Raw genomic sequence first — 23,000 nt, forward strand, 5'->3', positions numbered from 1 at the left:
CCCAAGCCTAAATCACCTCTACCACAAATTCACTTTTTGTTTTCAGATAACCAATAGGTTCAATAAAGTCAGAAAGTTGGTTTTGTGACAAAATATCTATGACTTCCTGTTTCTGATTGGGGTTTACGGCAATCAATAAGCCTCCGCTGGTTTGCGGGTCGGCCAGGAGAGACCATTGCTCCTCAGAAATCGGGGCGATTTTATGTCCATAGCTGTCACGGTTACGTTTGGTACCTCCAGGTACCGACTTAGCCGAAACATAATCTAATAGTTCGGGCAAAATTTTGGGAACTTTTTGATAGTCAATTACTCCCGTCAGGCCCGATCCTTCTGCCATTTCGGTAAGGTGCCCCAAAAGCCCGAAGCCAGTCACGTCGGTCATGGCTGATACCCCGTTGATTTTGCCGAGAAATTCTCCGACTTTGTTGAGCCGCATCATTTGTGCGGCTGCCAGGTTTTTATGTTCGGGTTTCAAAATGCCCTTTTTTTCGGCGGTAGTCAAAATACCCACACCGAGTGGTTTGGTCAGAAACAAAAGGTCTCCGGCATTGGCTTTGTCGTTGTGTTTTATTTTATCAGTATCCACCAAACCGTTCACCGCCAGACCAAAAATAGGCTCGGGAGAATCAATACTATGACCACCGGCCAGACTTATTCCGGCTTCGAGACAGATACTTCGGCTACCATCTATTACTTTTTGAGCAACTTCAGGCGACAATTTATCGATAGGCCAGCCCAGAATCGCGATGGCCAAAATGGGTTTGCCACCCATGGCATACACGTCACTGATGGCGTTACAGGAGGCTATACGGCCAAAGTCAAAAGGGTCATCGACGATTGGCATAAAAAAATCTGTGGTAGAAATGAGTGCCTGACAGTTACCCAGGTCAAGCACTGCGGCGTCATCACGACTTGAGTTACCTACTATCAATTTCTGATTATCAGGTAATGCGAAATTGCCTTTTAGGATTACATCCAGTACTTTGGGTGAAATCTTACAACCACAACCCGCACCGTGCGAATACTGGGTTAATTTTATTTCTTCTTCAATCATAATTTGCTGATTATAAAGTTTGTATTTTCCTTTAAATTCATATCCTGGGTTTCTATTAATACAGTAGGAGTGCCTACTTCCTGTTTATGTTCCAGATCTTTTTTGTAAAATTTGTCATAATATCTAAGCAATATCCTGAAACACTCCTTAATGTTCCCTTCTGCCAAATGCTGTTGTGCATTTTTTTCTTCCAATCCACCCAGCCGTTTTTTTATTCTGGTTATAGAATCTGACAAGGCTTCTTGTGGCATGATGCCGTACTCTGACACTAAAAAATCAAGTCTATTTTCGAATGGTACATTGAGAAAATATAAAGGACTTGGGCTCATTTTTTCGTAAAAATCCCCGGGAATGTTCAGTTGTCCTATACGACGGCTTTCGTCTTCCAAAAATATATCAGAAGCTGGGTTCAATTTCAACAATTCGATTGCCAGTAGATTTTCAAACATCTCCTGCGAAGGCTGAGGAGGCAAGTTGATACCACCCAGTGCCGAACCCCGGTGTGAAGCCAAATGCTCCAGATCCACCGTTTGAAAGCCTTTTTCTGAAAGTTTTTGCAAAATATAAGTTTTACCTGAGCCGGTATATCCACCAATTATTTTCAGAGAATAATCTTTTTGAAAAGTATCCAAAACCTTGTTTCTGAACGCTTTATATCCACCCTGAAGGAGATACACCTCAAACCCATAAAGGTCAAGCAGCCATGCAACCGCACCACTACGCATGCCTCCACGCCAGCAATGCACCAATACTACAGGTTTGGGAGCAGGGGTGAAATTACTTCGGTTTTCAGAAAGGCTTTCGGTGTGCTTTTCCACGGTTTCGACCATATACCGCATTTTGGGCCCAAAGTAATCCAGTCCGATTTTAATGGCAGATTCGCGGTTGACTTGCTTATAGGTAGTGCCAATTACTGCTCTTTCTTCATCAGAAAAAAGCGGAAAACTCACAGCACCCGGAATATGTGCATGCAGATATTCCCCCGGGCTCCTTACATCAAAAACAGGGTGGTTTTGTGCTTTTTCGAGAAAAGAATCTATGTTTAAGGAGGTGATTGGCATTTATCCTGAATTAAGTTTCGAAAATAATCCCAGAGATATGAAAATACCTATGACGATTGTCAAAACTATTCAAAGATAAGGAAAATAGTTGGGTTCTGATTTTCTTAAAAAACAAAAGGCCGCCTAAAAAGACGACCTTTATATCATAATTTAAAATTTTTCTCAATACGGCTTCCAAGGCTTACCGCCCACCAAAATCTCCTGAGCTTTCGGGTCAAAGGTCACTTTAAGTCCGGTGCGATAAGCAGCATTTGACATCATGGTAGCAATAGAGTGCTGATAACCCGCTTCAATAGGTGCATTAGGAGTTTTGCGGCTACGCACACACTCCATAAAGTTTTTGATATGGTTAAATGTAAGAGCGTCACCACCAGTATTGGCATCAGTGGCTACTTTTTCACCTTCCAGTTTCATGGGAGCCAAAAGGTTGGCTTTCAATCCCATGGCTGCGGCTTCTCTTTCTCTTAGTCCGCCGGTGTCCGAAATCTCATTGGTGTCGAGGTTAATCATGCCGCCGTTGGAATAATACAGTTCCTTGGTGTCTCCGGCAGAGTTGGAAAATCTACTAGTAAACTGCACCTGGAAACCATTTTGAGGTTGGTCAGCAGGACCATAATCAAACACCACCGTAAGGGTATCGGCATTGGTGCGGCCATCTTGCCATTGATAAATACCACCATTGGCAACCACTGAGCGGGGATATTCCAAACCAGAGAACCAGTGAACAGTATCAATTTGATGGCTCATCCATTGGCCGGGAATGCCTGAAGAATACGGCCAGAACAATCTGTATTCCAGGTATTTACGTGGGTCAAATGGCACCATTGGGCGGTTCATTAGGTAGCGTTTCCAGTCCACATCTGACTCTTTGAGGTCTTTGACCAATGCGGGCCTTCTCCAGCGACCGGGCTGGTTTACGTTCCACATGAGTTCTACCATTTTTATATCGCCAAATTTTCCTGACTTAATAAAATCTGCAGCAGCATGGTAGTTTCCTCCTGAGCGGCGTTGAGAGCCTATCTGCACAATTTTGCCTGAAGCCTTCACTGCTTTCAAAACGGCACGGTTGTCGGCCATGGTTTCTGACAGGGGTTTTTCGGCATAAACATCACAGCCCCCTTTTACGGCTTCGATGGTGTGCAGGGCATGTTGAAAATCGGCTGTACTCATAAAAACGGCATCCACCATTTTTGAAGCATATAATTCATCATTGTTTCTAAATACCTTAATATCAGAACCTAATGCTTTGTCAATTACTGCTTTTCCTTCTTCACGTCGGCGATTCCAGATGTCGGAAAGGGCTACCATTTCGAAGTTCATATCTTTGTGCAATGCTTTGAAAGGAGGCAAATGTGACGCTCTGAAACGGTCAGAAAAACCTACGCACGCTACTCTGACACGGTCATTGGCACCAATTATTTTACCGTAACTTTTTACTGAAAACCCGGTAGCTACGCCGGCCATTATTGATTTTTTTACAAATTCTCTTCTTGTTGTCATTTCTTTTTATTTTGGTTGAAATTACTTCTCAATTTAAAAAATAATTGTGTTCGAATCCTATCATTAAATATATATTCGACAAAGTGGTAAAGAAAAAAGACAAAATAGTATCAATTTGTTGGATACAAAGACTCAGACTTTAATTGGGTATATTCATAAAATCTGATTAAACTCCAGTCGCTCTCCATCAGGGCCTAAAATATTGAAATATTTGCAGCCTTTTTCCCAAAAATTTAAAAAGACCGGCTCATTTTCGAGAATATTATAACCATTGATTTTGAGTAAATTAAATGTTTGGTCGATATCCGAAACATCAAATGCGATATGATCTATATGCCCATCTTTTCTGTTTTTAATGGCAGGGATTTCAGAAGCCGGAAACTGGTAAATTTCGACAATGATTTCATTCAATTTCATCATCTTCACCCTACCCCCTTTTTCACCATTGTGCTCAAAAGTTGATTCCATTACGTTTTCAAAACCTAATTTTGAATAAAAAACTTCTGAAATTTCGACGTCTGAAACCGGTATACCGATATGCTGCAAACTGTTGATTTTTAAATTCATAGGGTATAAAAAGTTAAAATATTTTTTTCAAAAAATTATCAATAGTGGTTACCATGGGTGAAAACCAGGGTTCAAACTGCACAAAAGAATGGGGAGATCCATCAAAAGTTTTGATTTCTGTATATATGCCCTGACTTTTCAGTATTGCACAATAATCTTCACGGCCGGCATGCATACGTGGAACCGAACTGTTGATAAATAGGGTTGGAGGTGAATTTTTGCCTGCATAAGTCAATGCTGAGCCTTTTTTCCAGAGGTTGGGGTTTTCAAATTTTGAATATCCAAACCAGTAAGTTGCAGCTGAAATTCTTTTGGAATCATCACCTTCTCCAGATTCGGGATGGATGAAAGCCAGGATGCCGTCCAAATCTATAATTGCCTGCACTGTGCTTGAAGGCTGATTTTCCGATTTTGTGGGTTCAAAAAACAAATTGCCATTGGTATTTCCAATCAAAGCGGCTAATTGCCCACCCGCCGAAAAACCACAAACTGCAATTTTATTGGTATCCAGACCAAACTCTACGGAATGGGCTTTAATTCCTTTTATGGCTGCTTTTAAATCCTGAACAGCCGCCGGAAACAAGGCATCTGTGGAAAGTCTATATTCAACCATGAAACAAGCATACCCCTTGGAGGCCAACTTTTGAGCCAGGGGAATATGCTGGGACCTATTGCCAGACCGCCAGCCTCCGCCATGAATGATGACAATTGCAGGTTTTTGCTTTATTGAAGAATCGTAAAATGCGTCAAGAGAAAGACTTTTGTCGGGGAACATCTGATAAACAATGTTTCTTCTTTCCTGTACATTTTTAAATTTGAATTCACCAACCCATTTAGTTTCGGGATTGGTCTTTTTAGAATTTATATAAGCCGACCAATTGGAATACGAGGTATCAGGTACATTAGTGATGCCTGAAAGACTCTGGGCATTTGCCGAAAAGCAAAATATAATTAGTGCAAAAATTTTATATTTTAATAAAGCCCTAATCATTCTGCATCTCTTTGTGAAGATCATCAAGCATTTCGGTTGAACCGATATACAATGGACTTCTCTGATGAACATCCGTCGGTTTAATATCCAAAATATCCCGATCTTTATCAGAAAAAGCCTGGCCACCCGCTTGCTCTATCAGATACGCCAGTGGGTAGCATTCATAAAGTAATCTAAGTTTTCCACCGGGTGTTTTTTTAGTGGGAGGATAAAGATATACACCACCTTTAAGGAGGTTTCGGTGAAAATCACCAACTAAAGAGCCAATGTATCTTGCAGCATATCTGTTTGTCTTACAGTCTGCTATATATTTTTGGACATATTCAGGAAAATCATATAAATTGCCTTCGTTGCAACTGTAAATATTTCCGGAAAGAGGTATCTGCATGTTTTTGTGAGAAAGAAAAAATTCACCCAATGAATGCTCATAAGTGAACGCGTTTACTCCATGTCCCGTAGCAAAAACCAATATTGTGGAAGAACCATACAAAATATAGCCAGCCGCTGCTTGTTTTCTTCCGCCTTGCAAAAAATCATCAATTGTAGGTGGAGAACCTACCGGTGAGATTCTGCGGTAAATAGAGAAAATGGTTCCAATGGATACGTTTACGTCAATGTTGGAGGAACCATCGAGTGGGTCAATGGCCACTACGTATTTTCCGTGATCATTGCCTGTGAAAATAATGTTTTCTTTTTCTTCAGAAACTATCGCCGCAACCTCCCCTCCATTTTTTAAGGCTCTGATAAACCTGATGTCGGCAATGACGTCGAGTTTCTGCTGATTTTCACCTTGTACATTGGCACTACCAAAACCACCGATAATATCGACAAGACCAGCCCGGTTGATTTCCCGGTTTACCACTTTAGCGGCCAGTGCGATATCTCTCAACAATTGTGATAACTCGCCCGAAGCATGCGGAAATGCCTGCTGATGTTGCTTGATAAATCTGTCTAAAGTTGTACCTACAGGTACGGCTAGTTTTTCTTCATCAGGTGTGTACATATATTCATTAAATTAATGAGTGAATTTAATGAATATTATTTCAATTCCCGAATTTTTATATTTTTAAAATACACCAAATCGCTATGATCCTGCATTAGAATATACCCCTTCTCTCCCATACCAAAACCTTCATTTACTGCATATTTTGACCGGGCCACCAGTGCTTTATAAATATTACTTTTTCGTTTATATTCCAAAACCTTGAAGCCATTGAGCCAGTGTTGTACGGTATTGTCAGGCAAGGCCACGATTTTTGCCTGATTCCATTCTCCTGTTTTACGTTGAAAACGTTTGTCGAGTTTATCAGAAGGAATCAAATCATACAAACTGGCCATGGTGCGGTTGCCTACCACGCCTTGCTTGGCATCGGGGTGATTTTCGTCGTCAAGTACCTGATATTCCAGTCCAAGAGCAGTTTTTCTACCCTCTTCTCCCAGCATTTCCACAAAATATTTTACTCCGGAATTGGCCACATCGGTTAACTTAAAATCAAACTGCAGTTCAAAGGCACTGTAAAGGCTGTCTGACAACAAATCAATGCCGGGTTTTTTGTCGGTATTGGCTGTAATTGCCAAAATGCCATCTTCTATTTTCCATCTGCTTTCGAGGCTTATCGATTTTCTCTGGCCATGCCATCCGTCATAGTTTTTGCCATTAAAAAGAAGTTTATACCCCTGGGCTTTTTCTTGTTCCGAAATGTTGTTGGTAAGCAAATTTACAACCGGGCAATCGTCCAGCGGACTAGGAATCAGGTTTTCGGTTTGAATCCTGATGTTTTTCCAACGAATCTTCATACCGGGCTTCATGTCGGCGTATATGCTATGTACCTGCAGGGCAATGAAACCCTTGTCTGTCATATCATCAATCAGATGAGCGGTGGGAATACCATTGATAAACGTACGGATGGTGCTGCCGATGGCCTCGATACGGTAATGATTCCATTCCAGTTTTTTAAAAGCTTTTTGACCCTCGGAGTTTTGATTCAGATTGTATAGCCAGTCACGGCGGCCTTCATCATAAATTCCTCCAGACCAGGCTCTTGGAGATGGGTCAACTTCCATTTGGTAGCCGTGTACCCGGCCATTTTGATAGTCTGGTTTTGAAAGACTTCTAAACTGAACCCCACCATTCATTTCATCGTCGAGTTTCAGATCCATTTCCAAAATAAAATCGCCGTATTCTTTTTCTGTACAAAGGAAAGAATTAGGTGTATTGGCTACGGTTTCTCCTACAATTTCCTTCTTTTCAACTTTATATTTTGCCTGTCCACCTTTTTGGGTCCAGCCATTCAGGCTTTTTCCATCAAAAAGTTTGATCCATTTTTGGGCAAAAACCTGTGAGCTGATTAAAATGAGAACGAATATTATTTTTTTCATATTTATCAAAATTTACCTACAAAAGTATCCAATATTATTTTTCCAAAATAATGTACAAAAGGCGAAAAACCCTGAATTTTTGATGAAAATATTCCAATAAATAATAAAAAGGAGTTAAAATTTCATCTTTAATTTTTTTAGGTACTTTTTACTTATTTGTACCGACTCCAATGCTTTGGGATCTTTGACCGGGAACGCATCGAGTTCTACAATATTCCAATCATTAAATCCAATTTTTTCAAGATTTTTAAAAATCAAAGGGATGTCCACTTTGCCCTTTCCCAACTCTACAAACATGTAGCCAGCCTTGTTTTCAGTATCGGGATTAGTATCTTTTATATGAGTAGCATACAAAATATCTTTATATTTTAATACTGGCTCAACGGGTACGTCACCACCCTGATGATAGTGTGCTACCTAATGTAAAAGTTTGATGTATCTTGTATCCATTTCATGCAATATGAGGTCGATTTCTTTAGGAGTTTCGCCCAGCTGGTGCATGTGATTATGGTATGTGGGTTGTATTCCTGTTTCTTCGAAAACGGCTTTAACTTCCGCTGACTTGTTTTTTGAGTAAGTTTTCGGCTCTTCAGTTGTTGGAAGACTGTCTTTGAAAACAGGATAAGTGGTGGCTCTCAGCTGATTACCTTTAAAACCCTGAGCCGCAATTTCTTTGTTGGCCACCAGATTATTACCACTGCAGGTGATGGCCAAATAAGTCATTTTTTGATGGTATTTTGCAGCGAAAGTGTCAAGTTGAAAAGACAAAAGTAGGCTAGGCGTAGATTGAGTACATTTTCTTCTGTTCATGTTAAGGATTATAATTTAACAATTAATTAATTAATCTTTTCAAATTCAAAAAAACCCCGAATTTCTCCGGGGTTTTTAAGTGGTTTTGAGAATATTTAGAATCCTGGGTTTTGTGCAAAAGCACCAGGTTCAGATCTATCTATCTGAGTTTGAGGAATTGGCCTTACAAGGTGTTTACTTGCAACGTTTGGTGCAGCTTGTGGGTTGTAAAGTTTTACTCTTTCTACTAAGTTACCCCAACGTTTTAAATCCATCCAGCGGGTTTGCTCTCCGGCTAGCTCACGTGCACGTTCCTGCATCAACATTTCCATATTCATCTTGTCAGATGTTATTTTCATAGCATCTTTTTTACCTGCCCATGCTGCCCTTTGTCTCACAACATTTAAGGCATCAGTGGCTTCTTGTATTTTGCCTGCACCTAATTGTGCTTCAGCTAACATTAAATATGTATCAGCCAAACGGAACATGAAATAATCACGGCTGCCAGACTCATAAGTCATATCTGGTCTTTTTGTGTCAAAAAACTTAGTCAAAGTTGGGAATAAGGCTTCATTATATTTGCTAGGTACCAAAACCTGATATGGCCTTTTTGCCCTTTCTTCTTTTGACATCTCATATCCAGGAATGAAAATTGTTGTATCTCCAGATGCAAAAGTAACTTTGGCTTTTGAATCATCGAAAGCAGTATTATAGGTGCCTGGTTTGTTTGATTTCCATGTATCACGGAATGTTTTCTTATAACGAGAATCGTTTTCTCTATCTGCAAAACAAACATCTATCAAATATGCTGTTGGCCTTAGCCTTTTGAAGGGTCTTCCATAGAATACATCACGTTGCATACCAGCCTGAACGTCATATTGCATTCCAAAAAACAAGTGAAGATTATTTCCACCGTTTACATTACCAGTATTATTTGTAAGATTGGTTAACAAATCAGAAGTATATTGTACAGCAAATACTATTTCTGAATTTTTCTGATTGTTTTCATCAAATACACTTGCAAAATCATCTAACAATTTGAAACCATAGTTTTTGATTACACTTTCTGACAATGTAGCGGCCTTTGAGAAATCGTCGGCAGCTTTGGAAGTAGAATAGGCTTTTGCAAGGTACACTTTGGCAAGAGCCATTTCTGCAGCGGCTTTCGTGGCTCTTCCATATTGAGATTGTGTAGAGGGTAAATCTGCAATAGCCTCAGTAAAGTCTTTGATAATTGCTGAAAACATTTCGGTGTCAGAAGCTCTTTTTGTAGTTTTTGTAGGAGCCAATGTTTCATTTAATCTAAGATCTACACCACCCCATTGCTGGAATAATATAAAATAATATTGAGCTCTTAGAAACTTTGCTTCAGCCACCCTTACTTTTTTTGTAGCATCAGCTACAGTAGATGCAGGTGCTCTTTCAATAATGGCATTACAGGTGTTTATACCTCTGTATAGTTCATCCCATGTATTACCTAAATAGTCAACCGTAGGTTGCATCTGAGTATCATAAAAGTGGAATCCTTTATAACCACCATCTGCCCCGGTTGCGTAAATATCAGTTCCATACTCTGTCAAGGTTAGGCCTTGTTGAGTACCATAAAAATATCTCAAAGTAGAATATGCAGCATTTACAGCATCTTCAAATCCTTTTGGAGTATTCATGTAATCATTTGGTATACCTGAGATTACGGTTTCTTTCAATAGATCTTTACAAGATTGACCAGTCAGCATTAAAACTGAAATTCCTAGAATTTTTACTGGTTTTAATATATTTCTTAGATTCATTTTTTCAAAAATTAAAAATTTAATTATCAATTAGAATTTAGCGTTAAGGCCCAAAGTGAACACCTTGGTTGCAGGTGTTATTCCGTTGTTTACAGCTGTTCCTGAAGTTTCAGGGTCAACGCCATTATATTTGCTGATAAATTGAGACCAGATTTTTGGTTGTTGTATGCTTGAGAATAATCGCAACGATTCCATTTTCAATTTGTTAGCAATTCTTGGATTAAAACTATATCCAAAGTTGATGTTTCTAAGTTTGATGAACGACCCATCGTAGTATATAATAGTTGTATTATATACAGGGAACTCTTGAGTACTCAATGGCTGGGGGAACTCATTTGTTGGGTTCAGTGGGGTCCAATAGTCAACTTTTATTTGTTGATAACGACCTGCCAATGCATTGTTGTTTTGGTGGAAGCCTGAAACAATAGTGTTTCCGAAACGACCAAACAAGAAAAATGACAAGTCGAAGTTCTTGTAAGAGAACCTGTTAGTCATACCTGCACTGAAATCAGGGACATCAGAACCTATCAATACCCTATCATCCGCAGTTGTTTTACCATCTCCGTTTGTATCTTGAACTCTAATTTGACCAACACGGCTACCAAAAGATTTTGCCAATTCTTCTTCACCCAATTGCCAGATTCCTGCTTTCTTAAAATCATAGAAAGAGTTTAATGGCTGGCCAATAAACCACCTGTTGCCCAGGTCATCTATTTTGCCATTGTACAATGACACAATTGCTTCTTTATTTTTTGTAAACTGGAAATCGGTAGACCATCTAAATCCTGAAGATGTATTCATATTGACAGTTGTAAATCCGAGCTCGATACCTCTATTTCTTGTTTCTCCAACGTTTCTTGTCACCTGACTGAACCCTATTGAGCCTGGTAATTGGTCTGCCAGCAATAATGAGGTAGTATTGGTTTGATAAAATTCTAGAGATCCTTGTAGCCGGCCTCTCCATAAACTAAAATCTACACCGATATTTGCTGTAGCAGAGCTCTCCCACTGCAGATCCGGATTGCCAATAGTATTTGGTCGGTATCCAAAAGCAGCCGTCGCATCCCAGGCGTAAACTGTCCTGGCCAACAAGCCTTGGGTTTGATATGGGGTTACAGCCTGGTTTCCAACACTTCCCCATCCAGCTCTAAGTTTTAATAAATCCAACCAAGTGATTTCCTTCATAAAACCTTCGTTACTTACATTCCACCCCAGTGCAATACCAGGAAAATTCCCATATTTTGTATTTGCACCAAAACGACTTGATCCGTCACGACGAATAGTAGCAGTAAGTAAATACTTATCATTAAAGTCATAGTTTATTCTACCCATGTAAGAATTTATTGTCCATTCAATTAAATTACTGGAAACTCCTGTAACTGTGCTTGCATTTCCTAAGTTATAGAAAACTTGAGATTCCGCCGGGATACCTTGTGTATTTACTGCATACTCTTCATAAGTATCTTTTTGAAGGGAATGTAAAGCAGTAACATTAAAATTGTGCAATCCAAAAGATTTAGTGTAATTTACAATGTTCTCTAATGTATAGTCAAACCCAAATCTGGAAGTACTACTTGCTTGAGCATCCCCACCTTTTCTTGCATTTGTTTGACCGCCCACAAACCTTCCAGAGCGTGATAATGTAAAGTCGGGGCCAAAATTCACTCTATATGTAAGACCTTCCATAATTTTTACAGAAGCAAATACACTGTTGAAAATTCTGTATTTTTTTGTATTATCTATCTGGGCCCCTGGTACAATTTCAGCAAGAGGGTTTGTCAATAGTGCATCGTTCGTGGGGGTAAAATTGATAGAGCCATCGTCTTTATAAGCCGCACCTAAAGGGTTTTGTTGTAGCGTGAACGAGTAAGGGTTAAGGTTTTCTCCATTTCTATCGGAATACATAACATATGATGACAAACCTATTTTTAAGCGGCTATTAATATCATGATCAATATTAGCTCTTACATTGTATCTTGTATAGTCAAGTCCATCGGTTATACCTTTGTCTTGGAAGAAACCACCAGAAACATAAAACTGAGTTTTGTTGTTTCCACCCTGAACCCCTATAGTTTGGTTTTGGATAATACCGTTTTTCAATAGCAAGTCCTGGTATTGAGTATTTCTACCTGCCGCTAATCCGGCAACAACGTTAGGGTCTCCACCTAATACCGCTACTTTAGAATCAGCAACCGGATCAGATTTACCTGTCCCAACAATATTACCGGATGCATCTTTATATATACCTGTCGCCCTGTAGGCTTCTCTTACATACTCTGCAAATTCTTGGCCCGAAAATAATTCGATTTGATTCAACGCTTTTGAATTTCCGTAATAAGTATCATAGGTCACAGTAGTTTTTCCTTTTACAGCTCCCCTTTTTGTGCTTATTAAAATTACTCCATTTGCACCTCTGGCACCATAGATTGCGGTTGCAGTTGCATCTTTTAATACTTCCATAGATTGAACATCATTGGGATTAAAGTCTTCATAACCAGCGGAAAGAGGTATGCCATCAACCACATAAAGAGGGTCATTACTTGCCCTGAATGAACGACGACCCCTAATTAAGATTTTGGGCGTCGATCCAGGTTTTGAACCCGACTGAGATACATCAACACCTGCTGCTCTTCCTTGAAGAGCTTGTCCAAGATTAGTCAAAGGCATTTCGCTTATTTGCTTTGATGTAACTTGTGAAATAGCACCTGTTGTTTGACTTTTTTTCAGTGTTCCATAGCCCACAACCACGACCTCTGAAAGGTTAGTTGCGTCTTCCTGAAGCGACACATTAATTGTACTTTGAGTTCCGATCTCAATTTCCTGACCAACAAAACCAATGTAAGAAAACACTAGAATGTTCTTATTTGAAGGTACATTAAGCGAATATCCTCCAACTCCATCAGAAACTGCTCCTTGTGTAGAGCCTTTCACTGTTACACTAACACCCGGCAAGCCGGTTCCACTCGCATCTGTCACCTTTCCAGAAATAGTACGTGACTGTGCCCATACGTACGAATTTACGCACATAAGGATAGCAAAGAGAAAAAGTAAATTTTTCTTCATAGTAAAATAGATTGGTTAAATTTTCCGGGTCCTTGAATTCCCGATTGTGATAAAAAAAATAGATTAAGATTAATTTTTATTCTCCAGCAATCTTGTAAAAAGTATGTTTTTTACAGATTTTATACAAAATTAATTGCCCAAAAGACAATTGTCATCCTTAATAATGCCTATTTCTAATAGGATTTTGACAATAAAAATTTGTAATAAACAAATGCAAGGCAGTTGTTAAATAATTTTAAAAATGGGGCAGACTTTATAATTTCTTTGCAAATTGCTCAGTGCCATAAGGTGACCTTTGGGTTCTTTTTAGCATTTTGTTGGCAGCATCATTATTCGTAAACCGCTCTTTTGCAGGATCCCAGTTTAACTTACCCGGGATTTTCATGGCGATATGACTTACCAGACAAACCGAACAAGCCCGATGAGCAATTTCAACCGGAGATAAAACCGGAGTGCCATTCTGAATACCTTCGAGCCAGTTGAGGTGGTGTTCTTTGCTTACCTGTAGTTTTATTTCGTTTTCTTTAATTTCTGATTTCAGGATTTTTGGATCGCTGGCATCCAATGCTTTGGCACTTTGTGCCGCTGCCACAGGGTCACTTGAGGAGGCTACATAATTGCCTCTCGATACAAATATCCAACCATCTGTTCCTTCGTATCTTATGCCGTTGGGGTAACCACCACTTGTGTACATTGTGATTCCATTGGCATATTCAGCTTTGACCATAAAGTCACCATGTACATTCCAAAGACCTGACTTTGGAAATTCAGCCACAGCCTCTACTGAAATCGGACCGGTCAATTCGGTATCCATACCCCATGCTGCAGAGTCAAAATGGTGTTGTCCCCAACCGGTGATCATTCCGGCACCGTATTGTTCCAGTCTTAACCAACCGGGTCTGCCATATCCTTTTTGAGGATGTACGCCTATTTCGGTATATGGAACCATCGGCGTTGAGCCTAACCACATATCATAGTTCAAGCCTTTGGGAACTGGCATAGCGGGTGCTACCGGGCCCGACGGATCTCCGGGAAGGCCAATTTTTACAGTATGAAGTTTTCCAATACGGCCATTTCTTACCAGCTCAGCAGCAATTCTAAACTGGTCAGAGGACCGCTGTTGAGTGCCGCATTGAAATACAATTCCTTTTTTTGTAACAATCTGACTAAGCAACCTGCCTTCGGAAATGGTCAAAGAAGTAGGTTTTTGTAAATAAATATGTTTTCCGGCCAAAGCAGCCTCTATGGCCGGTTGCGAATGCCAATGGTCGGGCGTGCTGATCATCACGGCATCAATATCTTTGTTTTGTAATAATTCCCGGTAATCGTCATACATTTTGGTATCCATATATCCTGAATTTCCGGTTTTTTTTGCATAAAAACCATCAATCAGCCTCTTTCCGTCTTCCAGGCGGTTTCGGTCCAGATCACAAACTGCTATAATTCTTGACTGCTCATGTTGCCAGGTACCTGGCAAATCGTGGTCACGTGCTATACGACCACATCCTATTTGTCCAATATTTATCTTATTGCTTGGAGCATTTTTTCCAAATACAGTAGAGGGCACAATTGTTGGAAATACAAGGCCAGCTGCCACTGTTTTTACCGAATTATTTATAAAATCTCTTCTTTTCATTTTCAAATATTATTTAAAAATCACTGATATTTCTGGCTTTTTTCTGGGCGGTAAGGGCTAGCTCTGTAGCAAGAAAGCAATGCTGCTGAGACATGGCCGTTTCTGTCCTGTTTATTACATCATCAACAAGCAATGTGCCGTAAGTAAGCGGAAAATCGGAACAATCGAAATAAGCGGTTTCCTTGTTGTTTGCCATATATAAATGGTTTCCGGTATCATATTTTGCAATATCTATGTTCTTTCTGATCTCGATAAATCCCTCTGTTCCAAGAATTGTGAGGCGGCCATCGCCCCAGGTTTTTAACCCATCTGGCGTAAACCAATCTACCCTGATATACCCTGAACCCTTATTTCCCTGAAGTGTCACATCACCAAAATCTTCAAATGTGGGATATTTCTTATTATTAAAATTTCCGATCTGAGAAGATAATATTCTGGCCTGATTTGAGCCGGTAAAATGCAGGAACTGATCAAATTGATGTGAAGCGATATCCGTAATAATTCCACCAAAATATTGCTTTTCAAAAAACCAGGCTGGCCGCGACTTAGGATTCATTCTGTGTGGCCCCATTCCAATGGTCTGAATTACTTTTCCAATGGCTCCGGATCTTACCAACTCAGATGCTCTCATTGTTGCACGGTTTTCAAAACGTTCGCTATAAGAAATAGAAAAAATTCTACCGGTTTCTTTCTGCACTTTTCTGATTTCTTTCAATTGTTTCAGTTCGGTGATTCCTGGCTTATCGACCATGTAGTCTTTATCATGCTTCATTACTTCTACACCAAGAGGCCCGCGTAGGTTGGGGATGATGGAGCTTAATACTAAGGCAATATCCTTATTTTCCAGAATTTCTTTTTTATCACTGACTCTTTTTGCGTTTGGAAATCTTTTTTGAAAATCTGAAGCCAAATCGTCTTCTAATGCATGAAAAGCTACCATTTCGCCTCCTCCTCTAATCACAGAGCCGGCCATTCCATAAATATGGTTATGGTTGATTCCGATTACTCCGAATTTGATTCTGGGTGCTGAATATATTAAAGGCGTTGAGGCTTTTTCTTTGTAAAATGAAGGAGAGGTATTGGAAACAAAAGTGGGTAAAAACCCAAGACCTGAAAGTTTTAAGCCGCTTTCGATCAGGAAATTCCGGCGATGAAGTTTGTCCGACATTTTAATTTTTGATTGAATAATGACTATGAATCTTACAAGTTATTATAAGAATTTTAACAAAAGTACATTTGAAATTATTGAATTGGTGCAATTATAAATGCTATTTCTGGTGAAATTTTGACATCAAAAATCTTATATATGTAAAAAAAGTCTTAAAAACATGAGAGTACGTGATACAAATATTCCTAAAATAAAATAAATTTGGAAAAAAAATATCATAAGTTAGATGAAACCTCAGTTACTTAAAATCTCAAACCCAGCCGATACCTCATTTAATTTACTAAAATTATCAGGTCCTAATTTCCCTACTCCCTGGCATTATCATCCCGAAATAGAGTTGGTTTTGATTCAGGAAAGCACCGGGAAAAAGTATGTTGGAAGTAGTATAACCGATTTTGAACCGGGTGATTTATGTATGATTGGAAGCTATCTTCCACATTATTATAAAAACGACGAAGAGTATTTAAAACCCGATAGTTCACTCAAAGCTCGCTCAATGGTGATTCACTTTAATTACGATTTTTTGGGAGCAGCATTTTGGGATTCGCCGGAGAGCTATGGTATCAAAAACCTTTTGGAAAGATCAAAACGGGGAATACAATTTTGTAAAGAAACCGCGGACTTAATATATCCCAAGTTGCTAAGTGTATTTGACCTGGAAGGAATGCCAAGATTGGTAAAGTTTTTAGAAATCTTAGACGATTTGGCAAAAAGCAAAAATCTTGAATTCTTGTCTTCTGACCCCATTCAAATCAGGAATGAGGTGGACTCCGATCGAATCAAAAAAGTATTGGAACATGTAAGTGAAAACTTTCGAAATCCGATTAAACTCGATGATGTAGCACAACTGGCCAATATGAGTGAGTCGGCATTTAGCAGATATTTCAAAAAAAGAACCAGAAAAACATTCTCAAGTTTTTTGACCGATATCAGAATCGAATTTGCATGTAAATTATTGCAAAATGACAAACTGAGTATCTCGCAGATAGCTTTTGACAGTGGATTTTACAACCTTTCAAACTTTAACCGTCAGTTTAAAACTACCAAGAAAATTACCCCACTGGCATATAGGATGAATTATATTGACTAAATTGAAAGGATGTTATTTCGAATTAATTTGCTGTTGTTAAGCAAATTGAAATTTTTAATAGTTCTTATAATGAGATATTTGGTTTTCGAAAAATTTTATGAATATGAAAAACTTGATGTCTAGAATTTTGATTTGATTTTATTTAAAAGAGTTCCTACCAGGTATTTGAAATATTTGTAAAAATTAGACCAAAATATTTTTGAGTCAATTTCTAAGTATTTAACCTTTAAACCTGGGTTAATAAATTGTCTGTTAAATCCGGCTTTTATTAGATCCTGATTAAAGCTTACATGCTCACACCATACCGAAATCTCACTTTCATTTTCTGATATCCTAGCTTCATATCTAATATCGAAATTAAAACATGCAGCTCGGTATATAGCCAATCCATTAAAACCAGACTCTACTCTTATCCATTCGTTTCTTTTACATAAAGCTGTATACTTTTTTTGCATCGGGACAATATCATCGAAATATTCGATTGGATTTTTGCCAATTTCTTTCAACGCAAAAACATCAAAGTACACAGGAAAGGCAAATTGTAAAACCAAATTTTGACCATTTGCAGAAACTACATCCCAGTTTTCCGTATGATTAAAAGTTGAGATTATTTCTCTTACTGAAAAATCAAAAATGTCAAGGTCAACCATCATTACATAATCAAGACCAGGAATTTTATTTATTTCTTTTAAGTATTTATTTCGAAAACTTGACATTAATGAGATCCTGTGCTCGGAAAAAGGGCCTTTATTAACGGGGTTTTCATTAAGATCTTCAGAAATAAGAATATGTCTGGCGTTAGTATTTGACCAATTTTTTAATATACTTTTTGTATTATCGGTGCTGTCGTTTTCAACAATAACTACATAAACCTCTGAAAAGTAAGATTTTACCTCCTCAAATTTTTCGAAGATTTTTCCAATGGAATGCTCAACATTTCTTGCCAATCCACAGATTGCTAAGTTTAGATTAACAGTTTTTTCCTTTCCTCTTTCGAAATCTGTTGCTTGGTTAATTATCTGTAACATGGTAAAATAACCTATTATTATCTGTCTTAAATACCTTTATTAATTTTTTTGAAGAATGAAAATTTGCAGTCAGGCTTTGAAAACTTAATTCCAACCGACTTCAATATGGTTTAAATTCTTATAAAGAATAATAAAACCCGAAGGTACGATGTTTTAATAAATTAAAAAATCGAATCATTCCATTAAGTCAATTGCCGGTTATCGTTTCTAAATGTTAAACCAATCAGCATTTGGATAAAAGCAAAAAGAAATATTATATAAGAATGGATTAAGAGAAGTTGAACAAACAAGAAAAGTTTTTAATCAAAGTAAGATACCAAAAGCATTTAATATTGAACTTGTAATTGTGGTTTTTTCTGCTGAATGTATGGGTATATTATTTAAATAAAATTTGTATCAAGCAAAAAAGTAAGGGTTAGCTCCTTTAAGGTTTTTCTATTTTGAACAACAAAAAACTCAATTAATTAATTAATCATCAAACTCTTCTTTTTTCAGGATAAACGAAAAACCCCGACTATTCCTTATAATGGCTTTGTCGGGGTTCTTATTTTTTCAACATCAAGATTTTTGATATTGCTGTTATTTCAATTTAGTTATACAGCAAATTAAATTAATAGTATTTACTGTATTTGGATTTTCTACTTATCTAGAAATAACAATCTTTCTAAAAATCACTTCGCCTTCTTCGTTAAAAAAGCAAATATTATAAACTCCTGAAATCAGATTTGTTACATCAATGTTTTCGAGATTTTTTATATTTTTCCTTACGATTTGATTTTGCGAATTTAAAATAATGACATCTTTAATACGAAAATCTGCTTTAATTGAAAAGGTATTCTCTGATACAGGATTAGGGAAAATAACAATACTTTTCTCCTTATCATTATCTCTACTAAGATTATTGATAGGTTCTTCCATTGAGATCCTAGCCCCATTTCCACAGGTATTAATGGTATATGAACCAGCCACACCACAAGCATTAGAGGTAACAGTTAAAGATCTTGTTTTTGAATTATTGCTTGCATCTCTTACTGTAAAAACTGGATTTCCCCATTCTGGTAACCACCAAAATTCAGAACTAGCTCCAGTATTTGAAAATGTACCTCCATTTATTGCTACCTCGTAAGTCCCTGAACCTCCTGAGATATCAAATTTAATTTGTTTTTTGGTATTACCTTCAACAGTACAATTAGTTGGAACAATTACATTGGTTAAATTAAGACAATTGGGAGGAGGAATAACAGTTATTGGCATGGAAACTATTGTACTGGTACATGAGCCGTTTTCGCAATAGGCAGAATATGTTGTGGTACTAGTAGGACTAACAGAAATTGAATTTCCGGTTGCTCCTGTACTCCATTTAACTGTTGCACCCGACTGACAAGAAGTAGATAATGTGGTAGCTTGACCCAAAACAACAGGATTTACCGTTGCATTTATTGTTGAAGGAGGATTTACACTACAAGGGTCACAAGTATTCATAGAGTAAGAACCAGCCACACCACAAGCATTTGAGGTAACTGTTATTGTTCTGGCAAGAGCATTATTGTTTGCATCTCTGACAGAAAGTACAGGATTTCCCCAAGCTGGAAGCCACCAAAGTTCATAACTGGCACCAATATTTGAATATGCCCCAGAATTAATAGCTACTTGGTAAGTACCCGAGCCACCGGAAATATCAAATTTTATTTGCTTTTTAGTATTACCTTCAATTGTACAATTAGCAGGTACAATTACATTAGTTAGATTAAGACAATTAATAGGGACGGAAATAGTCTTGGAAACTGAAGTGCTTGAACAGGAACCATTGTCACAATATGCAGAATATGTTGTGGTAATAGTAGGACTAACAGTAATTGAATTTCCGGTTGCTCCTGTACTCCATTTAACTGTTGCACCCGACTGACAAGAAGTAGATAATGTGGTAGGTTGACCCGAAACAACAGGATTTACGGTTGCATTTATTGTTGAAGGAGGATTTACACTACAAGGTCCACAAGTATTCAGAGAGTAAGAACCTGCCACACCACAAGCATTTGAGGTAACAGTTATAGTTCTGGCAAGAGAATTATTGTTAGCATCTCTGACTGAAAGTACAGGATTTCCCCAAGCAGGAAGCCACCAAAGCTCGTAACTTGGACCTATATTAGAATATGATCCAGAATTAATAGCTATTTGGTAAGTACCCGAGCCACCGGAAATATCAAATTTTATTTGTTTCTTAGTATTACCCTCAATTGTGCAATTAGCAGGCACAATTACATTTGTAAGATTAAGACAATTGTTAACAAAAACATTGATTGTAGTCGTAGCTGTTTTATTCGCACAGCCTGATTTACTGGCAGTAATTGTATATGTGTAACTACCTGCTGTTGCTGGAGCATTTATCGTTATTGAAGAACTTGTGCCACTGATTCCGTTTCCACTCCATGAATAGCTTACACCCGAACAATTTGTCCCGGTACAACTTGAACTTAACTGAAATGATTGCCCAGGATTTGGTGTTGCGTTAGAATTTGTTGCAGCCACTGTAAAGTTACATGTTGTATTAATAACATTAATGGTTACAGCTGCCGTTTTATTTGCACAGCCTGTTTTACTGGCAGTAATAGTATATGTGTAACTACCAGCAGCTGTAGGTGCATTTATCGTAATTAAAGAACTTGTACCACTTATTCCGTTTCCACTCCATGAATAGCTTACACCTGTACAATTTGTCCCTGTACAAACTGCAGTTAGCTCAATTGATTGGCCCGTATTTGGAGTAGGGATTGAGCTTGTTGCTGCAACAGAAAAGGCACATGGATCTGTTTGACAACTATTTGGATTAGAAGGTACAGAAGATGCGGTATGATTTTCCAAATTTCCTCTTAGAATTTTTGAAACTCCATCGATATTCTGATAGCTAACGATCAAGTCATTAGGACTTAAATTGGTAGTGGTTAAACCGTTAAAATGTAATAACAAAACCTTCCGCCCTTCTACCGTAAATGTATGTTTGTTATTATTTATATAAAAGTCGACATTTGTATTATCCTGGGGGTCATGGTATGGATAATAGGCCATCAAATGCAAGTTAGAGTTTTGGTACATTCCCAATATAATAATTTCTTTGTCTCCCACAGCTGTTCCATATCTTGTGAAATTAAAATATCTTAAAGTTGTGTCTAAAGTGTAATAATTCATGACATCACGCATCGTAGAAACAGCAGCTGTTGCCCATTTATATCTGGTCCAGTTATCATCGGCTGTGGTATTTACATCAGTGCCTCCCCCTTCTCTAGTCCACTGTGCGTATAGTTTTCCCCCTTTAGATGGAAGAGGTCTACCATGCCATGGGATGGGGTTATTAAAATCAGGATTATAAAATTGATCAGAAAGCCACCCATTTTCCCATAACTCCACACCAGCATAACCCAACATTAGCGGAGCCATTACATTGAATTTTATTTGCTCTTCTCCCAGCCATCTTGTGTAGATGGAATTTCCACCTAAAGTATAATGCTCAGTAAGCAATGAGTTAACAGATATAAATTTATTTGGGTAATCTCTCCAACGTGTAATATCCACGTTTAGGCCATCAGGGCTATTAAAACTGGCATTGTTGGTTTGACAAAACTCCCAGAATGTCATAAATCTATAAGGTGTTCCAATGGCCCATTTTACATCAGAAATATTTCTCAAAACATTATCACTATAGCCATCAGTTGAAGGATGAGCAATAGGAAGCCAAGTGTTTTTCATCCCAAATTGGAATTCTGAGAATTCATCAGTTCTGAGTATTCTTTTCCCGTTATTTAATATGTAATTTCCTAAATTGTCCTTTTGGTATAGAGTTGCTGTTGTAGGCAAAGGAGATTTTACATACCCAGGTTGCCCATCAAAATACAATTTGCCAGTTTTTAAATGTTCATTCCAAAAAATACTACTTGATGATCCGCTTCCGGGTGACGAAGGCCTTTTTAATACATTTATGTCTTGCTCAGAAAGACTAGAGTAATACCCATAAATATAATCCCAAGTTGAAAATTGCGAAGGAGAAGTTCCATATAGCAAAATTTTCTTATCTGGAGCTTTTTTACTTACTTCTGTTAAAAAATTCATATCAAAAATAATATCCCTAACTCCACCCTGACCTTCACTATCAAGCATTAGATATCCAGCTGACCTATAGGAAGGTTGAGGATTTCTTGCTGTAACACCAACATCAATAGTAACTATTGAAGATTTAAAATACTCAGCAATGGCATTAAGTGTAGCGTAATCTTGATTGATGTTTCCCAATGACGCAGAGGTTGCATTAATGACATTTATAGCATTCGGGAATCCATTGTTTAACGCTGTATTTCCTGCACTACCCAAGTTTCCGCCCAAAGTGTAATTAAATCCTTCAAAAACTCCACTATTTACCTCTGGAATTTGATTTAAAGGATATTGAGAACCCATGTCGCATACACTCCATCCAGCTTTTAATGGTTCAACTGGGGTGTTTCCGTCACCTTTCCAAACTGGTGCTCCAAAGCCATAATTTGCAATAAACTTGCTGTAATCATAAGTTTTAAAATAGCTACTTAAATTTAATGTGTTAACTGACGATTCTTGAGTGGTACTTAAGTTAACCACATTATAACAGCTTGTTGCAACCCTTGCTTGATTTAATTTAAAAGACTTAAGTGTTGGGTTGATTAATGTATCTGTTTTGGCATTTGCCTTAATTATTGAAAAAAACAGAACTAGGAGGATAAAAGAATGTTTGATTTTCATATTGTTTAAAATTTGGTGATTCAATTTTTATTAAAAGTACTATTTCATTTTGAAGTTTTTAATTTTTTTTTAATTTAAACAACAAAAAAATAATATGACCTAGAGAAAAGTGTGTGAAAC

The 23,000-nt window shown here is 37.9% G+C and carries 16 protein-coding genes; 1 reads left to right on the top strand and 15 read right to left on the bottom strand.

Annotated features, from left to right (window positions below):
• Positions 1-7: 7 nt before the first annotated feature.
• The 13 genes from selD to IPP61_06665 form a co-directional block, all read right to left on the bottom strand.
• Complete coding sequence (gene selD, locus IPP61_06605; protein ID MBL0324836.1) at positions 8-1,054, bottom strand: selenide, water dikinase SelD; 1,047 nt, start codon at positions 1,052-1,054, stop codon at positions 8-10.
• Complete coding sequence (mnmH, locus tag IPP61_06610) at positions 1,051-2,115, bottom strand: tRNA 2-selenouridine(34) synthase MnmH (protein ID MBL0324837.1); 1,065 nt, start codon at positions 2,113-2,115, stop codon at positions 1,051-1,053. Before mnmH ends, selD begins: the two co-directional genes overlap by 4 nt.
• A gap of 162 nt (positions 2,116-2,277) precedes the next feature.
• The gene (locus tag IPP61_06615; GenBank protein ID MBL0324838.1) at positions 2,278-3,615 is read right to left on the bottom strand and encodes a Gfo/Idh/MocA family oxidoreductase; all 1,338 of its coding nucleotides are present in this window, start codon (positions 3,613-3,615) and stop codon (positions 2,278-2,280) included.
• A 153-nt stretch (positions 3,616-3,768) separates the two neighbouring features.
• Positions 3,769-4,182 (bottom strand): VOC family protein, encoded by a 414-nt coding sequence (locus IPP61_06620; GenBank protein MBL0324839.1) that lies wholly within the window; start codon positions 4,180-4,182, stop codon positions 3,769-3,771.
• Between the two features lie 13 nt (positions 4,183-4,195).
• Complete coding sequence (locus IPP61_06625; protein ID MBL0324840.1) at positions 4,196-5,173, bottom strand: alpha/beta hydrolase; 978 nt, start codon at positions 5,171-5,173, stop codon at positions 4,196-4,198.
• On the bottom strand, positions 5,166-6,176 hold the full coding sequence (gene fbp, locus IPP61_06630) for a class 1 fructose-bisphosphatase (protein MBL0324841.1): 1,011 nt from the start codon (positions 6,174-6,176) through the stop codon (positions 5,166-5,168). The genes IPP61_06625 and fbp overlap by 8 nt, the downstream gene beginning before the upstream one ends.
• A 35-nt stretch (positions 6,177-6,211) precedes the next feature.
• On the bottom strand, positions 6,212-7,552 hold the full coding sequence (locus IPP61_06635) for a DUF1080 domain-containing protein (GenBank protein MBL0324842.1): 1,341 nt from the start codon (positions 7,550-7,552) through the stop codon (positions 6,212-6,214).
• Positions 7,553-7,666: 114 nt separating this feature from the next.
• Entirely contained in the window at positions 7,667-7,906 is a 240-nt protein-coding gene (locus IPP61_06640; protein MBL0324843.1) for a sugar phosphate isomerase/epimerase, read from the bottom strand.
• Between the two features lie 63 nt (positions 7,907-7,969).
• Complete coding sequence (locus IPP61_06645) at positions 7,970-8,362, bottom strand: hypothetical protein (GenBank protein MBL0324844.1); 393 nt, start codon at positions 8,360-8,362, stop codon at positions 7,970-7,972.
• A 95-nt stretch (positions 8,363-8,457) separates the two neighbouring features.
• Complete coding sequence (locus IPP61_06650; protein MBL0324845.1) at positions 8,458-10,131, bottom strand: RagB/SusD family nutrient uptake outer membrane protein; 1,674 nt, start codon at positions 10,129-10,131, stop codon at positions 8,458-8,460.
• Between the two features lie 30 nt (positions 10,132-10,161).
• Positions 10,162-13,194 carry a TonB-dependent receptor gene (locus tag IPP61_06655; protein MBL0324846.1) on the bottom strand — a complete coding sequence of 1,011 codons (3,033 nt, stop codon included), beginning with the start codon at positions 13,192-13,194 and terminating at the stop codon, positions 10,162-10,164.
• A 253-nt stretch (positions 13,195-13,447) separates the two neighbouring features.
• Complete coding sequence (locus IPP61_06660) at positions 13,448-14,830, bottom strand: Gfo/Idh/MocA family oxidoreductase (GenBank protein MBL0324847.1); 1,383 nt, start codon at positions 14,828-14,830, stop codon at positions 13,448-13,450.
• A gap of 13 nt (positions 14,831-14,843) precedes the next feature.
• A complete protein-coding gene (locus tag IPP61_06665; GenBank protein ID MBL0324848.1) occupies positions 14,844-15,998 on the bottom strand; it encodes a Gfo/Idh/MocA family oxidoreductase in 1,155 nt (384 codons plus the stop codon).
• A 226-nt stretch (positions 15,999-16,224) separates the two neighbouring features.
• On the opposite strand from IPP61_06665, the gene IPP61_06670 reads away from it, so the two are divergent.
• Positions 16,225-17,088, top strand: coding sequence for an AraC family transcriptional regulator (locus IPP61_06670; protein ID MBL0324849.1), 864 nt, complete (start codon positions 16,225-16,227; stop codon positions 17,086-17,088).
• A 119-nt stretch (positions 17,089-17,207) separates the two neighbouring features.
• On the opposite strand, the gene IPP61_06675 is transcribed toward IPP61_06670, so the two are convergent.
• Complete coding sequence (locus IPP61_06675) at positions 17,208-18,116, bottom strand: hypothetical protein (GenBank protein MBL0324850.1); 909 nt, start codon at positions 18,114-18,116, stop codon at positions 17,208-17,210.
• Positions 18,117-18,758: 642 nt separating this feature from the next.
• Positions 18,759-22,880: a hypothetical protein gene (locus tag IPP61_06680; GenBank protein ID MBL0324851.1), complete on the bottom strand. Its 4,122-nt coding sequence runs from the start codon at positions 22,878-22,880 to the stop codon at positions 18,759-18,761.
• Positions 22,881-23,000: the final 120 nt, after the last annotated feature.

The organism is Cytophagaceae bacterium (assembly GCA_016722655.1).
Lineage (GTDB): Bacteria > Bacteroidota > Bacteroidia > Cytophagales > Spirosomataceae > Leadbetterella.

What these genes read in the sequence shown, in the direction of transcription:
- selD (MBL0324836.1), bottom strand. Translation starts at nt 1,054, where the DNA reads ATGATTGAAGAAGAAATAAAATTAACCCAGTATTCGCACGGTGCGGGT.
- mnmH (MBL0324837.1), bottom strand. Translation starts at nt 2,115, where the DNA reads ATGCCAATCACCTCCTTAAACATAGATTCTTTTCTCGAAAAAGCACAA.
- IPP61_06615 (MBL0324838.1), bottom strand. Translation starts at nt 3,615, where the DNA reads ATGACAACAAGAAGAGAATTTGTAAAAAAATCAATAATGGCCGGCGTA.
- IPP61_06620 (MBL0324839.1), bottom strand. Translation starts at nt 4,182, where the DNA reads ATGAATTTAAAAATCAACAGTTTGCAGCATATCGGTATACCGGTTTCA.
- IPP61_06625 (MBL0324840.1), bottom strand. Translation starts at nt 5,173, where the DNA reads ATGATTAGGGCTTTATTAAAATATAAAATTTTTGCACTAATTATATTT.
- fbp (MBL0324841.1), bottom strand. Translation starts at nt 6,176, where the DNA reads ATGTACACACCTGATGAAGAAAAACTAGCCGTACCTGTAGGTACAACT.
- IPP61_06635 (MBL0324842.1), bottom strand. Translation starts at nt 7,552, where the DNA reads ATGAAAAAAATAATATTCGTTCTCATTTTAATCAGCTCACAGGTTTTT.
- IPP61_06645 (MBL0324844.1), bottom strand. Translation starts at nt 8,362, where the DNA reads ATGAACAGAAGAAAATGTACTCAATCTACGCCTAGCCTACTTTTGTCT.
- IPP61_06650 (MBL0324845.1), bottom strand. Translation starts at nt 10,131, where the DNA reads ATGAATCTAAGAAATATATTAAAACCAGTAAAAATTCTAGGAATTTCA.
- IPP61_06655 (MBL0324846.1), bottom strand. Translation starts at nt 13,194, where the DNA reads ATGAAGAAAAATTTACTTTTTCTCTTTGCTATCCTTATGTGCGTAAAT.
- IPP61_06660 (MBL0324847.1), bottom strand. Translation starts at nt 14,830, where the DNA reads ATGAAAAGAAGAGATTTTATAAATAATTCGGTAAAAACAGTGGCAGCT.
- IPP61_06665 (MBL0324848.1), bottom strand. Translation starts at nt 15,998, where the DNA reads ATGTCGGACAAACTTCATCGCCGGAATTTCCTGATCGAAAGCGGCTTA.
- IPP61_06670 (MBL0324849.1), top strand. Translation starts at nt 16,225, where the DNA reads ATGAAACCTCAGTTACTTAAAATCTCAAACCCAGCCGATACCTCATTT.
- IPP61_06675 (MBL0324850.1), bottom strand. Translation starts at nt 18,116, where the DNA reads ATGTTACAGATAATTAACCAAGCAACAGATTTCGAAAGAGGAAAGGAA.
- IPP61_06680 (MBL0324851.1), bottom strand. Translation starts at nt 22,880, where the DNA reads ATGAAAATCAAACATTCTTTTATCCTCCTAGTTCTGTTTTTTTCAATA.